Here is a 12,431-nt window from a genome sequence, read left to right as displayed (position 1 = left end):
CCACGATGGGGGCGTGACGACGACGGACCGTATGCGGTCTATTCTTGACGCCATCGACCTGTCCCTTGATGCCGGTGAGCCAGTCTATGTCCATTGCTTCGGCGGGATGGGGCGGACGGGGACAACGATCTGCTGTTGGTTGCTCCGGCACGGTCTGGCGAACAAGAATGATGTGCTGTCCGCTTTGACAACGCTTCGCCAAGCCGATCATGAAAGAGCGAGTTGGCCGGCTCCCGAAAACAAAGATCAGGAATCCTTCATTCTCGACTGGAAGGGCTAAGACGGCAGTCACTCGCGGGCTTGGCACACCGGAACGCACGCTCCAACGTCGATGACGTTGATTCCGGCCTCGCGAGCAGACTGGCTGGCCTGCGGTTCTTCGGCTCCAGGTTGCATCCAGATGTTCTTCACGCCTTCGGCGTTCGCATCGGCGACGGCGTGCGTGTTTGCAGCGAGAAGTTTTTCGATTGAGTTCATCGTGGCGAGTATTTCTTTGGTTTTACGGCGTTTAGTGAAATAGAATCAGGGGCTTGCGCATCGTAGTTATGTTCGAGCGAGTTTTTTCGCGAACCCTGAATGTAGTTTTGCGTCTTTCCCTCTGAACACAACCATTCACCGCCTCACAAGCGAGCAGAACGTTCCATGTTATCGGAATTCCAATCAAGTCGACTCGAACGGATACACGAAGGCAATTTCTTCGGCGGGCAACCGTTGAATGGTAATGCCCCCGCGTATCGTTTGCGCATGTGACATCTGCTTCTCTCGAAGCGCCTTTCATCAAGGCCCGATGTCACGCAGACATCGGGCCTTTTTTCGTGCCCGCATCGAACGGGCAACCCAAAAACGAACCCAATTTGGGCTGGTAGCTGAGATGCCCCGACAATCGTTACAGCGCGGCGGTTTGAAGCACCGCAGACGAGGATTCGAGCGCCTCCCCGGCCCACTGGGAGTAGCTGATAGCCGTTAGCGATTAGCTGTCAGCAAGAACAGGAAAGCTAGTGGCCAATCGCTAGGAGCTTATCGCTATTGAGGTAGTCGAGGGCTGGTCGCCCAAATCCGCCTGATACGCGGGTCGCGCTGAGTTCGATCCTCGGGGCTACCACTTTGGAAGTTTGAAGTGAGAAGGGAGAAGTTGGAAATGGAGAACTGTTTGAAACATATACGCCCAACCAACATTCGGGGTTGTGGTGTAACTGGCAGCTATACGGACTTCGGGCACCGACGCAGGACGCGTTGGTCGTCGTGTAGGTGAGGGTTCAAATCCCTCCGGCCCCATCGCTACCACGGCGTGTAGCTCAGGGGTGAGAGCGGCGTCCTTATAAGGCGACAGAGCGCGGGTTCAATTCCCGCCACGCCGACTGAAACGAAACAACGACAAGAATGAAACAATTTGGGATTGTGGCAGACAAGGTAATGCATCGGTCTCTTAAACCGAACGATGTGAGTTCGATTCTCACCGGTCCCACCTTTCGGAAGTTAGAAGTCGGAAGTTCGAAGTGTGAAGCCTGCCAAACGCGGGTTTTCATCCTTCACACTTCAACTTCCATCGTTCTTTGACAATTTGGTTGTGATGCAATTTTGCGCCCATGATGTAGCGGTAGCCTGCTGCCTTGCCATGGCGGAAGTGTGGGTTCGACTCCCACTGGGCGCTCTTTGTCATCAGGGTGTGGGAAAGTCTGGCACTCCGCGTGTTCCGGAAACACGAGATCGCTGGTTCAAATCCAGCCATCCTGACTGAGGAGTCATGAGGGATGAGACTTGAGTCGTGAGTGAGCGACGTAACTGTTCTTGCCCTCAAAGCTCGAGACTCGTGACTCAAGGCTGATACTCCGGTGTGGCCCAATGGTAAGGCGGCTCCCTGTTAAGGAGACGATTGATGGTTCGAGCCCATCCACCGGAGCCTTTCGGAAGTTTGAAGGGTGAAGTTTGAAGTAAGAAGAAGAGAACGATGCGCAACATTCGGGTGTTGGCTAACGGTAAGTCAGCTGCCTTTGAAGCAGTGGTATGCAGGTTCGAATCCTGCCACCCGTGCTTTCAAACTTCACACTTCTGACTTCAAACTTCCAAACACCGAGGCGGCAACTGCTGGTCGTTGCACCTGACTCTGAATCAGGCAAACACAGGTTCGATTCCTGTCCTCGGCGCTTGTTGAATATTTTCGGGTATAGCTTGGAGTAAGCGGTGTGGTTTGGGACCACGCATGGACAGTGTGCGACTCACTGATACCCGACTGTGGCCAGATCTGGTGCTGGTTTCCAGAGACTCACTGTGAATGAGTTTGTCGCCGGTTCAATTCCGGTTGGTCACCCTTGTCAAGCCGCATTCGACTACTGGCTAGGCGTTCAGAAGTTTGAAGAGTGAAGGGTGAAGTTTGAATAAGGAACCCGAACCTTCTTACATTTTGCCCTTCTTACTTCAAGCTTCATTTGGCGTGGTAGATTCTGATGGCAGAATCGTCTGGTTTTCATCCAGGAGTCCGCGGGTTCGATTCCCGCCCACGTCACTTGGCTAGCTTATTGGCTGTTAGCCAATTAGCGATTAGCTTTTGGAGATGGGATTCTGCTAACCGCTAACCCACTAAACGCTAACTCGCTATTCCTGGAAGCTCCCGGCCGGACCGCTCGCTCGGCCGCCGACCGATTAGGGAGGAGTAAGGCGAGAGCGAGCGGAAGATGTACAGCTTGAAAACAGCTGCGGGTCAAACCGTTGTGGGTTCGAGTCCCACGGCTTCCGCTTAAACAACTTGGGAGCGTTTCCACACGGGAGGCATTTTGAAGTTCGAAGGAAGAAGGGTGAAGTTTGAAATTTCCCGGAGCACGTTTTCACACTTCGAACTTCTTGCTTCAAACTTCCGCCGGTCCTGTGGTCCAACGGCTACGACACCTGTTTTACACGCAGGAAACGATGGTTCGATTCCATCCGGGGCTACTTACATGCCCAGGTACGCCAATCGGCAGAGCGACTCGGCTTAAACCCGAGTGTTTGCAGGTTCGATCCCTGCTCTGGGTACTGAAAACATTTTGAAAGAGGCGAACCAGCAACGAAGCAAAGACCTCTTCAAACACAAAACATATGGGGCGCTCGTCCAACGGGAAGACGTCTGTGTTGCAAGCAGAAGATCAGGGTTCGATTCCCTGGTGCTCCACTCAGTTCAAACAAACGGCTCGGTAGGCAACCGGAAGACCACTTTGGCTTAGAACCAGAGATGCTGTGGGTTCGAATCCCACTCGAGCTATTCGGAAGTTTGAAGGGTGAAGTTCGAAGTTTGAAATTTCACACTTCATACTTTTCACTTCAAACTTCCAAACGTCCTCGTGGAGCAGCGGAGTGCTCGCTTGCCTGTCACGCAAGAGGTCGTCGGTTCAAATCCGATCGGGGACGCTTTTTCAATCTAAACGGCGCGGTACGCAAACCGGTAAAGCGGCGGAGCTCAAACCTCCGTGACATGTCTGTGGGTTCGATTCCCTCCCGCGCTACTTTCATGACTTCCAAGTGGTGGAACCTGCGAGACACGCGGACACCAGACTGTCGTGCACAGAATCCGAGAAGATGGTGCGGCGTGCGAGTTCAATTCTCGCCATGGCTACTTCTTCAAAGTGAAACAACAATGCGGGTGAGCCAGGCTCATCCGGGCCTCATAAGCCTGGACCGTCGGGTGCGACCCCCGAACCCGCTACTTCGATGCAACAACAACGCGGATGGGCCAGTGCTCAGCCAGGCCTCATAAGCCAGGACCGCCGGGTGCGACCCCCGGATCCGCTACTTCTAAGGTCGAGTACGCAAACAGGCAAAGCGGCAAGCATGAGAGGTTTTTCAAATCGATTTTGCCGGTTCGACTCCTGTCTCGACTACTTGTGCAAAACGATCGCGTGGTCCAGCGGCTAAGACGCCTGCGTGACAAGCAGGAGACCGATGGTTCGATTCCATCCGTGATCACGTTTCGGAAGTTTGAAGTGGGAAGTTCGAAGTTTGAAAATCTGAATGTGCACCAATTTCAAACTTCATCCTTCTTACTTCAAACTTCACGAGGGCTGGAATGTTCGCCGAGAAATAGACTCTGTGGGTGACAGATCCTTGCAAGATCGATGAGAAGGGTTCGATTCCCTTGCGGTCCACTCAATTTTCGGAAGGTAGCCGGATACGGCTTGCCGGGCCGGTTTGCTAAACCGTGCGACTTCCTGAGTCATGTGGGTTCGAATCCCATGCCTTCCGCTTTTTAGTCGCGAATTAGCCGTTAGCGAATCAGTAACTAGCAAAGCCGAAGAGAGCTAATTGCTAACAAGCTAACTGCTAACCAGCTCATCCTGGATCGATGGTGAAACGGACATCATCTCTGGCTTCTAACCAGAAGTTCCGGGTTCGATTCCTGGTCGGGCCGTTTGGAAGTTTGAAGTAAGAAGTTTGAAGTGCGAAACTAGTCGCGGTTCTTCTTGCATATCGTGGTTAGGATCGCGACGAGCTCGTTCGCTTCTTGCGTGATTGGATCGAGCCTCGCACGGGGGACAATCTCGGCGGCTGCGAGAAGGCGTAGCCAATAGTGGGTCTCACGGGCCTCTTTTAGCGCGAGCGAATACTTGTGAATGAAGTCCTTCTTGCTCTCGCTTGCCTGACCTTCCTCGACGTGTGAGCCGATTGCGGTTCCTGAGCGAAGCACCTGTTTCATCAATATGCTGGAGACGATGCCTTCACTTTCAAGGAACTGGCAAAGTCGAACAATTCGTTCGGCAAACGCGAACGTCCGTTCGGGCAAATCGCTCTTCATTACATACCTCATCGAGTATCAAAAAACAAAGCATACCTGCTCATTTTCCAACTTCCAACTTCTTACTTCGAACTTCCAATGTGTATGCAGAGTATCGAGCGTCAATTCACGCGGATTGGTGCTCGAGCAAAAGTCCACCCTCCCGTCGTTCGACGTTGGGGAATCACTCCCGAAGTTTCGATCGACATCGGCAATGACGCCGAGGGCGAATTCTTCGATCTTTCGATTCAGCCCAAGTTGGTCGCTGAAACGCAAGTGATCGACGTTCAGCCTTCGCTACGCCACTTGCTGTTGATGTCGCGTCAAGACGACGGAAAGCACAAGTTTCTTTGCGGACACGACGAGCGTCACTGGTTCGTTGCGGCTGTTCCGGAGCGAGCTTCGGTTTCATCGGTGAAGACTGCTTTCGACGCGCTCAAGCCGACTGCGGTACGAGCACTCGAAAACCGTCTCGGCGTGAAGCCGCGTAAGCGAAACCGCCGACGCAACGAAGCGTTTATCCGCCAAGGTGAATGGTTCTTTGTTCCCGTCGAGAACCAAGGTCTCGTCGACGCTCGACTGGCGTTGCGGAACGAACCGATCTCACGTGGCGGTGGTAAGCCCCACATGTGTGAGGAGGTGGTTCGCCAGGGAGGACAACTGGTTTACGTCAGTAACCAATACCCAAACGGTTTGACCGAAGGTCAGCATCGGCGATTGATTAGCCGAAAGCCAGAACTTCGTCATTTGCATTGGGTGGCTCAGCGACGAAACCCAAGCGTGTTCGTTCGAGGACGTGTGCGTCATCCGGATCACAAGACGATTCTTTTGGACGGATGGCATCAAGTCATGATGAACACAGAAAACGAATCGATCGCGATGCGACACGTCGCATTCATCGACTAAACTGCGGCTTCGCTTCCACTGCGGAGCCGCTTTAACACGGTGTCCGTGGTGTACTCGGTTTGTGCGCACTTGCCTGTGAGGCAGGAGGCGGATGGAAGTTTGAAGTAAGAAGAGTGAAGTGTGAAATTTAGTCGCGACTCTTCTTGCAGATTGACGTAAGAATAGCGATCAGCTCGTTCGCCTCTTGTTTCAGTGGGTCAAGTCGGGCGGCTGAAACCACTTCAGCGGCGATGAGCAATCGAAGCCAATAATGGCTTTCGCGAGCTTCTTTAAGTGCAAGCGAATACTTGTGGACGAAGTCCTTGCGACTTTCGCTCGCCTGAGCTTCCTCGATATGGGATCCGATTGCAGTGCCGGCTCGGAGAACTTGCTTCATGAGTGTCCCCGAGACGACGCCTTCAGATTCAAGGTGTCGACAGAGGCGAACAATTCTTTCGGCAAATGCGAACGTGCGATCGGGTAAGTCGCTCTTCATTGGAATATGCCTTGCGAGTGTGATGGAAAGCACGACGGTCTTCGAAACCGTTAGACGGGGTTCGACTCCCTGGCGAGGTACTCGAAAGTTTGAAGTCGGAAGTTCGAATTGTGAAGTGTGACTGCATGCTTTTCAAACTTCACCCTTCTTACTTCAAACTTCCAAAGTCTTGCCTCGGCGGCGTCAGGAGCGAGCGAACAAATGGATCCTGCGTTCACCATTCGAAATGACCGCTCAGATTTTCCACATCTGACAAGCTCGTACTTCACATCGGCTCCGCTCCGAGGCTCCTTGCAAACGTTTCCAAAGAATCATCGTTCACGCAAACCCAGAGGAGGTGCATCATGATGATTAGCGGTGCAGGACGAGAGTTCATCATCAAGGACACCCACCGAGGGTCACGACGATCGCACCAAAATCTGGTTTCAGTATTCGTCGAAGCCTTGCCTCAGTGAACCCCTCTGCCAATAAATTCAGCCAGACTGGTTTTTCACTGCCCTGTTATGGAGATGGCAATGGCTTCCCAAATCGATGTGTTTCACGAGTGTTTTGATCAGGTCGGCGACCCGCGAGTCGCAGGCCGGACAATCCATCCACTTAACTCGATTCTGTTTTTGGTTGTCTCGGCGGTCATCGCAGGCGCGGACGGACCTGATGAGATCGAAAGCTTCGGTGGTGAGAAACTGGATTGGCTATCCAAATTCGCCGACTTTGATGCCGGCATTCCGTCTCACGATACCATCACGCGAGTGTTGTCCCTGATCAAACCAGCCGAGTTTCAGAAGGCGCTGCTTCAATGGCACGCTCATCTCTGCGAGATTAATTGGGATCACGCCAGCAAGGACGACAATCGTCCCGTTCACGTTGCGATCGATGGCAAGACGGTGCGCGGATCCTATACCGATGCGGAGAAATCTGATGCGATTCATATCGTCAGTGCCTGGGCGACCGCAAATGGTGTCACGCTTGGGCAAACCGAGGTCGACTCAAAGTCCAACGAAATCACGGCAATTCCCGAATTGCTCGATCTAATCGACTTACGCAATTCGATCGTGACGCTCGATGCCATGGGATGCCAAAAGTCGATTGCTGAAAAGATCGTCGAGGGAGGTGGCGACTATCTGTTCGCTGTCAAAGACAACCATCCCAAGCTCTGTGCTGCCATCGCCGATCACTTTGAGATGGCCCATAACGATGGGCTCACAGCCCACGGTGTTCGGGCAATGACGACCACAGGAAAGCAGGCCGCGCGTGAAGAGGAACGCTTCTATGCGACCTGCCCAATTCCAAAAGCACTTCGCGAACTGACCGACCAGTGGAAAGGAGCAAAAAGTATCTGCCAAGCGAATACTTGCACGACTCGTGGTGACCGGCAATCAAGCGATGTTCGCTACTACATTTCGAGCCGACCGGCGCGGGTGCATGAATTCTCAAATTGTGCTCGTAGCCATTGGAGTATAGAGAGCATGCACTGGGTCCTCGATGTCGTGTTTCATGAGGACTCCAGTCGGCTCCGAACCAAGAACGCGACATCGAACATGAGCTTTGCTCGTCGGTTTGTGACGACGCTTCTCAAGCGAGACACTCGGAAGAAGAGCCTCAGGCGGAAGCGAAAAATCGCTGGCTGGAACAGCGAATTCCTCGAGAAACTCCTGTTTGCAGCCTAATTTTGGTGCGATCGTCGTGCACCGAGGGTTGTACTACGAAGACGGTAAGCTGGCCAAGGTGATCGAAGCCGGTCGCTACAAGATCCCGCGACGACACCGGTGGCTGCGCCGACGACCGACGGTCGAGGTCATGCTGGTCGACGTTCGTGAGCGAGAGCTGACGATTAAGGGCCAGGAAATCCTGACGGCCGACAAGGTCGCGATTCGTGTCAGCATCCTGGTTCAGTTCCGAGTGACCGACCCGAAGGCAGCGATCCACACGGTCGACAACTTCGAAGACCGACTGTACAGCGATGTTCAGTTGGCCGCACGTCGATCACTGGCATCGATGACGCTGGAGGAAATTCTAACCAACCGAAACCGGCTGAGCGAGGACATCCTGTCGGACGTCACCGAATCGGCCAACGGTTACGGAGTGGCCATTCGCCGAGCCGACGTGAAGGACTTGATCTTCCCGGGAAACCTGCAGGAGATCATGAACCGAGTGTTGGCCGCGGAGCGACACAGTGAGGCGCAGTTGGTCGAAGCGCGAACGCGAGCCGAGGTGGAGCAGATCGAAGCTCAGTCACGTGCGGAAACCACGCGTTGTGACGCTGAAGCGGAAGCCGAAGCACGACGTCTGCGAGAGCTGGCCGAAGCGGAAGCGACGCGAGCGAAGGTGGAAGCCGAAACGCGAGCTTACGAGGAACGTGCCAAGGCAGCGGAAGTGCTGGAAGGACACCCGGCATTGCTACGATTGGCCGAACTTGAAACGCTGCGTGAACTGGCGCAGAACGCCAACGCACGACTGTATCTCGGTCTCGACCGAGTCAGTCTAAACGGAACGGATTCGGGAAAGCATGATTCGTGATGGAGACGGATCGGCATCCCGATTCAATTCAAGCAGGAGCGGTGATTCGATCATCGGTCCTGCGATTTTTCGTCCTTGGAGTGTGCCGGACAGCACGCGACCGTGCGAAGGTCGTAGATCAGGTTCGATTCCTGGCGAGGACGCTAAACGGTAGTCTATTGACAAACGAACAAACCATGCCCAAACGTTATGTCACGAGGCGGGCAATCGGCTGCGGTCACTTGCGGGTTCGAGTCCTGCGAGCGTTTTGACCCGTCAACTGCCGGTTCGGACTGCATCTGTACGAGAGGAAAATGTGCTGTGCCAACACTGCGTTGGTTGGTCTTTACGATTGGAATGCCCTGATGATGGACAATGACACGAACGAAACAGTGATTGCTTCCCTCGATGTCGGATACACTGACACTGTGGCGAGAGCAGCGTGTGTCGTCATCAACAACTGGCGAGCCTCACGGCCGGCAGCCGAACATGTGGCGAAAATCCACGAAGTGAAGGACTATCAGCCGGGAGAATTCTATCGTCGAGAATTGCCGTGCATTCAAGCGGTGCTGGGCAAGTTGAATCAACCGCCGACTTGCATCGTCGTCGACGGCTACGTGTGGCTGGACGCAAATCATCGCCCCGGCCTGGGAGCCCATCTGTACGAAACACTGGATCGCGAGGTGCCGGTCATTGGAGTTGCCAAGAATCCGTTCAAAGACACGGATCATGCAACGGAGCTTCGACGAGGCAAGAGCGATCGGCCGCTGTACATCACGGCCGTTGGAGTCCCAATCGCCCAGGCAGTGGTCAACATCGGCGCGATGCACGGTCCGCATCGACTGCCAACAATCCTGAAACGTGCCGATCAATTGAGCCGTCAGGATCTGCCGGAAGAATAACAACACTCACAAAGAACAGGTGAGGGAACACCATGACAAACTACGAAGACATCTTAAACCGCATTCGAAAGGACCCGGCCTACGAAGCGAATCTCGATTGGGGCAAGCCACGATCCGGGCACCCGGAAGGTTCCATTCGGAAACACATTGCAGAACTCGAAGACAACCTGGACCGACTCAAGACTCGGTTATCCGGCGAAGAGACCGGGAAGCTGCGGGTGCTGATTCACACACACGATACGTTCAAGCCCGACGCAAGATCGGGAGTCGCGATCACAGATCCGCGGAGCCATGCGTCACTGGCAAGGCAATTCCTGGCGAAGTCTGTCAGCGATTCCGATTTGCTGAACATCGTTCAGTTCCACGATGAGCCGTTTGCGCTCTGGAAGAAGCACCGCTATGGAGGCGATTACACAGATCGGCTTAGGCGACTGCTCGACCTGATCGAAGACTGGGATTTGTTCCTTGCATTTCTAATCGTTGACGGATGCACGGCCGGCAAGTCAACCGAACCGCTGGATTGGTTCTTCGCGGAGATCAGCGATCGGGTGGAATCTCGCGTCGATGCAACTTGGCTCAAGATTGCCGCGAACCCTGAGGGCATCGGCGAGTCTTAACCAACAGCCTATTTCCCACAGTCTTGGGCACTCGATTGAGGAGCGGAACCATGCGATGCGAACACGAGCACAACGACGACCATTGCTTTCGATCCGATGAGTAAACGTCGACGCGGTTTCCCATCGGAAACGCACGTCAAACGATGGCTCCAATCGCGACGACTACTTTTAGGGACAAAGACTGAAACACATCCGTCGGATGCGGCGGACAACAAAACGCTGGAGCCAGATGGCCAGGCAGCCGGCTGCAACCCGGCCGAAGTGGGTTCGACTCCCACCAGCGTTTCTGATTCGAGGACTAGCACGTCATTACAGCTAGCTCATTTGGTTAGAGCATCAGATTTTTAATCTGAGTGTAACGGGTTCGAGTCCCGTGCTTGAAACATGACTGGCAACCTCCCTCGAATTTCTTTCACTGTTCTTCGGAACCGTGATGCCGGGGACTCTCTCGTCAATTCAGTGCGTATTACTAACGCGAAAGGCTTAGAACCTTTACCAAAGGCATTGACCAGAACCCTACCCCGGCATTTTTGCATCACAACCCAATTGCATGTTTCAATCGCGACCGAGTTCCCAAGGAGATGTCATGCAAAATCTGATCGCAACGCAAGTCGAAGGTCGCAAGCAAACGCTCGGGCTGACCGAAACGCAGCGTGAATTGCTGCCGCTTGCATTCGGTTCATTCCTGGACTCGGTCGCAACGGCTACCGGCCGCGGAACGTTCTACAACTCGCGTGAAGAACAAGCCGCGGCGGTCGAGGCGGCGCACCGCGACCTGTTCGACATCGATCGTGACGTTTACACCGCAGCGTTGATGCTGCCGGGCGTGACGGATTACAGCCGACAGATCGGAGTGTGGCGTTTGCTGCAGACGACTCGCGACGGTGGAATCCTACCGGCCGAGTTCGAAGCGGCGGCGATGACGCAACTGGTCCGTGGACTGCCAACGCAGCGGATGTTGAAGTTGTTCGGAATGCTACGTCGTGACCGCGTCAACAACGCGCGAACGCGGCGGCTGATCCTGAGTGAAATCCTCGGTGCCGACGGTCTGGAGTTCTGGGCGGTCAAGTACCGTGAGAAGCTGCGGGTCGCGCTGACGCACGCGTGGGGGCGACGAACGACGAGTATCCTGCGGAGCGTGTTGGCGAAGTCGCCGGACGCACGTACCGAGAAGGAAGCACAGATCGTTCGCCAGAACGTGACGCGGTTCGCCGGTGGGGTAAGCGTACCGCTTGCCGACGCATCGAAGAACGCAAGCTGGAAGCATACGCCACGGTCGTTCGATCATGTCGAACAGTGCGTCCGCTTCGTTCTCGGTGACGAAGAAGGCGTGACGCTTGATCGTTTGGCGGCTTACCGTGACGCGAAGTCGGACTTCGATCGCGGAGCAGTCCTGCCACCGGAAACGATGGAAGGCCTGCGAAGCCGATTCCACAAGGATCGAACCAGCGCCGAAGTGCTCGCACTGACGAAGTCTCAGTTGACGACCGGTCAAAAGATCTCCGTTCAGCGTAAGGCGGCGCAGTCGGGTGTGGAGGTCGAGTTTGATCCGACGAAGTACGACGCGGTTCGGCTGTACGTTTATGCTTTCGAAATGGGCATGACGGACGCAATTCGCCAGGCCCTTCGCAACAAGGCGGAAGCGGCTGCCGCACGGCTGCCGGTGCAGTTCGAGCGAGTGGGTGTGCTGATCGACGCATCGCAATCGATGCTCGGTCACGACACACAGGCTCGTCGTCCGATCGCCACGGCACTCGCGCTACGCGACGTGTTGTCAGCGACTGCGGATGACGCCGTAGCGATTACGTCGGATGGCCGAACGACCGACAGCTACGAACTGGTTGAACCGTCGGGCGATACGTCGTTGGCGGCAGGGCTGGTTCGATTGCTGAAGTCGGATCCGGACGTCGTATTCGTTCTTTCGGACGGATACGAAAACGCGCCGGCCGGACGCTTCGGCGAAACGGTCGCGGCCGTACGTCGAATCGGTATTCAAACCCCGATTCACCAATTTACACCGGTTTTCGCAGCCGAGTCGCAGGGTGTTCGCACGCTGAGCGATTCTGTGGTTGCGATGCCGGTCAGCAAGCCGGAAGCAATCGGACTTGGATTGCTGAAGGCGTTGATCGAGTCCGACGTCGACCGAGGCGTCGCGGCTCTATTGGGAATGACCAAGGTCGCCGGCTACCTGCCGGCGGCCTAATTCCACCAGTAGTGGACGAGGCGACGAGTCCTTGCGCTTAATTCCACCGGTAGTGGACGAGGCGACGAGTCCGTGACCTTAATTCCATCGG

The 12,431-nt window shown here is 54.8% G+C and carries 9 protein-coding genes, 22 tRNA genes and 1 pseudogene; 29 read left to right on the top strand and 3 right to left on the bottom strand.

Going from position 1 to position 12,431, the window contains the following annotated elements; genetic code table 11:
* Window positions 1–13: 13 nt before the first annotated feature.
* Window positions 14–280: a protein-tyrosine phosphatase family protein gene (locus TBK1r_RS20190; RefSeq protein ID WP_419580193.1), complete on the top strand. Its 267-nt coding sequence runs from the start codon at window positions 14–16 to the stop codon at window positions 278–280.
* Between the two features lie 8 nt (window positions 281–288).
* Here the strand turns inward: TBK1r_RS20190 and TBK1r_RS20185 are convergent.
* Window positions 289–435, bottom strand: a pseudogene (locus TBK1r_RS20185) (CoA-binding protein); the annotation flags it as partial.
* A 421-nt stretch (window positions 436–856) separates the two neighbouring features.
* Here TBK1r_RS20185 and TBK1r_RS38800 point away from each other — a divergent pair.
* From TBK1r_RS38800 to TBK1r_RS20110, 20 genes are all read left to right on the top strand, one after another.
* Window positions 857–943 (top strand) — tRNA-Phe (locus TBK1r_RS38800).
* Window positions 944–1,284: 341 nt separating this feature from the next.
* Window positions 1,285–1,358, top strand: a tRNA-Ile gene (locus TBK1r_RS20180).
* A 34-nt stretch (window positions 1,359–1,392) separates the two neighbouring features.
* A tRNA-Lys gene (locus TBK1r_RS20175) sits at window positions 1,393–1,465 on the top strand.
* A gap of 115 nt (window positions 1,466–1,580) precedes the next feature.
* Window positions 1,581–1,651 (top strand) — tRNA-Gly (locus tag TBK1r_RS20170).
* A gap of 9 nt (window positions 1,652–1,660) precedes the next feature.
* Window positions 1,661–1,734 (top strand) — tRNA-Pro (locus tag TBK1r_RS38795).
* A gap of 94 nt (window positions 1,735–1,828) precedes the next feature.
* Window positions 1,829–1,900 (top strand) — tRNA-Asn (locus TBK1r_RS20165).
* Between the two features lie 60 nt (window positions 1,901–1,960).
* Window positions 1,961–2,031 (top strand) — tRNA-Gln (locus TBK1r_RS20160).
* Window positions 2,032–2,232: 201 nt separating this feature from the next.
* Window positions 2,233–2,308: transfer RNA gene (locus TBK1r_RS38790), tRNA-His, on the top strand.
* Between the two features lie 120 nt (window positions 2,309–2,428).
* Window positions 2,429–2,503: transfer RNA gene (locus TBK1r_RS20150), tRNA-Glu, on the top strand.
* Between the two features lie 147 nt (window positions 2,504–2,650).
* Window positions 2,651–2,733 (top strand) — tRNA-OTHER (locus TBK1r_RS38785).
* Between the two features lie 123 nt (window positions 2,734–2,856).
* A tRNA-Val gene (locus TBK1r_RS20145) sits at window positions 2,857–2,928 on the top strand.
* A gap of 7 nt (window positions 2,929–2,935) precedes the next feature.
* A tRNA-Leu gene (locus TBK1r_RS20140) sits at window positions 2,936–3,009 on the top strand.
* Window positions 3,010–3,074: 65 nt separating this feature from the next.
* A tRNA-Ala gene (locus TBK1r_RS20135) sits at window positions 3,075–3,145 on the top strand.
* Between the two features lie 16 nt (window positions 3,146–3,161).
* Window positions 3,162–3,235 (top strand) — tRNA-Leu (locus TBK1r_RS20130).
* Window positions 3,236–3,308: 73 nt separating this feature from the next.
* Window positions 3,309–3,381, top strand: a tRNA-Asp gene (locus TBK1r_RS20125).
* 16 nt (window positions 3,382–3,397) lie between these two features.
* Window positions 3,398–3,476: transfer RNA gene (locus TBK1r_RS20120), tRNA-Leu, on the top strand.
* 293 nt (window positions 3,477–3,769) lie between these two features.
* Window positions 3,770–3,851, top strand: a tRNA-Leu gene (locus TBK1r_RS38780).
* Between the two features lie 12 nt (window positions 3,852–3,863).
* Window positions 3,864–3,936 (top strand) — tRNA-Val (locus TBK1r_RS20115).
* Between the two features lie 189 nt (window positions 3,937–4,125).
* Window positions 4,126–4,212, top strand: a tRNA-Ser gene (locus TBK1r_RS38775).
* Window positions 4,213–4,306: 94 nt separating this feature from the next.
* Window positions 4,307–4,378 (top strand) — tRNA-Arg (locus TBK1r_RS20110).
* A 36-nt stretch (window positions 4,379–4,414) separates the two neighbouring features.
* On the opposite strand, the gene TBK1r_RS20105 is transcribed toward TBK1r_RS20110, so the two are convergent.
* A complete protein-coding gene (locus tag TBK1r_RS20105) occupies window positions 4,415–4,762 on the bottom strand; it encodes a four helix bundle protein (protein ID WP_145214586.1) in 348 nt (115 codons plus the stop codon).
* A gap of 78 nt (window positions 4,763–4,840) precedes the next feature.
* Here TBK1r_RS20105 and TBK1r_RS20100 point away from each other — a divergent pair, with 78 nt between their 5' ends.
* Window positions 4,841–5,647: a hypothetical protein gene (locus TBK1r_RS20100; protein WP_419580192.1), complete on the top strand. Its 807-nt coding sequence runs from the start codon at window positions 4,841–4,843 to the stop codon at window positions 5,645–5,647.
* Window positions 5,648–5,774: 127 nt separating this feature from the next.
* On the opposite strand, the gene TBK1r_RS20095 is transcribed toward TBK1r_RS20100, so the two are convergent.
* Entirely contained in the window at window positions 5,775–6,155 is a 381-nt protein-coding gene (locus tag TBK1r_RS20095) for a four helix bundle protein (RefSeq protein WP_419580191.1), read from the bottom strand.
* Between TBK1r_RS20095 and TBK1r_RS38770 the strand changes: the two genes are divergently transcribed.
* From TBK1r_RS38770 to TBK1r_RS20065, 7 genes are all read left to right on the top strand, one after another.
* Window positions 6,131–6,202 (top strand) — tRNA-Arg (locus TBK1r_RS38770). The genes TBK1r_RS20095 and TBK1r_RS38770 overlap by 25 nt on opposite strands.
* Window positions 6,203–6,625: 423 nt before the next feature.
* Window positions 6,626–7,789, top strand: a complete 1,164-nt coding sequence (locus TBK1r_RS20090; protein WP_145207505.1) for an ISAs1 family transposase — start codon at window positions 6,626–6,628, stop codon at window positions 7,787–7,789.
* Window positions 7,779–8,639, top strand: coding sequence for a slipin family protein (locus TBK1r_RS20085; protein WP_145214584.1), 861 nt, complete (start codon window positions 7,779–7,781; stop codon window positions 8,637–8,639). Before TBK1r_RS20090 ends, TBK1r_RS20085 begins: the two co-directional genes overlap by 11 nt.
* A gap of 344 nt (window positions 8,640–8,983) precedes the next feature.
* Window positions 8,984–9,520, top strand: coding sequence for an endonuclease V (locus TBK1r_RS20080; protein ID WP_419580190.1), 537 nt, complete (start codon window positions 8,984–8,986; stop codon window positions 9,518–9,520).
* Between the two features lie 32 nt (window positions 9,521–9,552).
* A complete protein-coding gene (locus TBK1r_RS20075) occupies window positions 9,553–10,137 on the top strand; it encodes a hypothetical protein (RefSeq protein ID WP_145214581.1) in 585 nt (194 codons plus the stop codon).
* A gap of 215 nt (window positions 10,138–10,352) precedes the next feature.
* Window positions 10,353–10,423: transfer RNA gene (locus TBK1r_RS38765), tRNA-Cys, on the top strand.
* 300 nt (window positions 10,424–10,723) lie between these two features.
* Window positions 10,724–12,340, top strand: coding sequence for a vWA domain-containing protein (locus tag TBK1r_RS20065; RefSeq protein ID WP_145214578.1), 1,617 nt, complete (start codon window positions 10,724–10,726; stop codon window positions 12,338–12,340).
* The last annotated feature ends 91 nt before the right edge of the window (window positions 12,341–12,431 follow it).

The sequence above is a fragment of the Stieleria magnilauensis genome (genome assembly GCA_007753675.1).
GTDB lineage: Bacteria > Planctomycetota > Planctomycetia > Pirellulales > Pirellulaceae > Stieleria > Stieleria magnilauensis.
Note: the sequence above shows the minus strand (reverse complement) of the source record. Positions and strands in the feature narration are given on the sequence as shown.

Bases quoted from the DNA above. Each gene is read 5' to 3' on its own strand.
- TBK1r_RS20105 (WP_145214586.1), bottom strand. From the start codon at position 4,762: ATGAAGAGCGATTTGCCCGAACGGACGTTCGCGTTTGCCGAACGAATT.
- TBK1r_RS20100 (WP_419580192.1), top strand. From the start codon at position 4,841: ATGTGTATGCAGAGTATCGAGCGTCAATTCACGCGGATTGGTGCTCGA.
- TBK1r_RS20090 (WP_145207505.1), top strand. From the start codon at position 6,626: ATGGAGATGGCAATGGCTTCCCAAATCGATGTGTTTCACGAGTGTTTT.
- TBK1r_RS20080 (WP_419580190.1), top strand. From the start codon at position 8,984: ATGATGGACAATGACACGAACGAAACAGTGATTGCTTCCCTCGATGTC.
- TBK1r_RS20075 (WP_145214581.1), top strand. From the start codon at position 9,553: ATGACAAACTACGAAGACATCTTAAACCGCATTCGAAAGGACCCGGCC.
- TBK1r_RS20065 (WP_145214578.1), top strand. From the start codon at position 10,724: ATGCAAAATCTGATCGCAACGCAAGTCGAAGGTCGCAAGCAAACGCTC.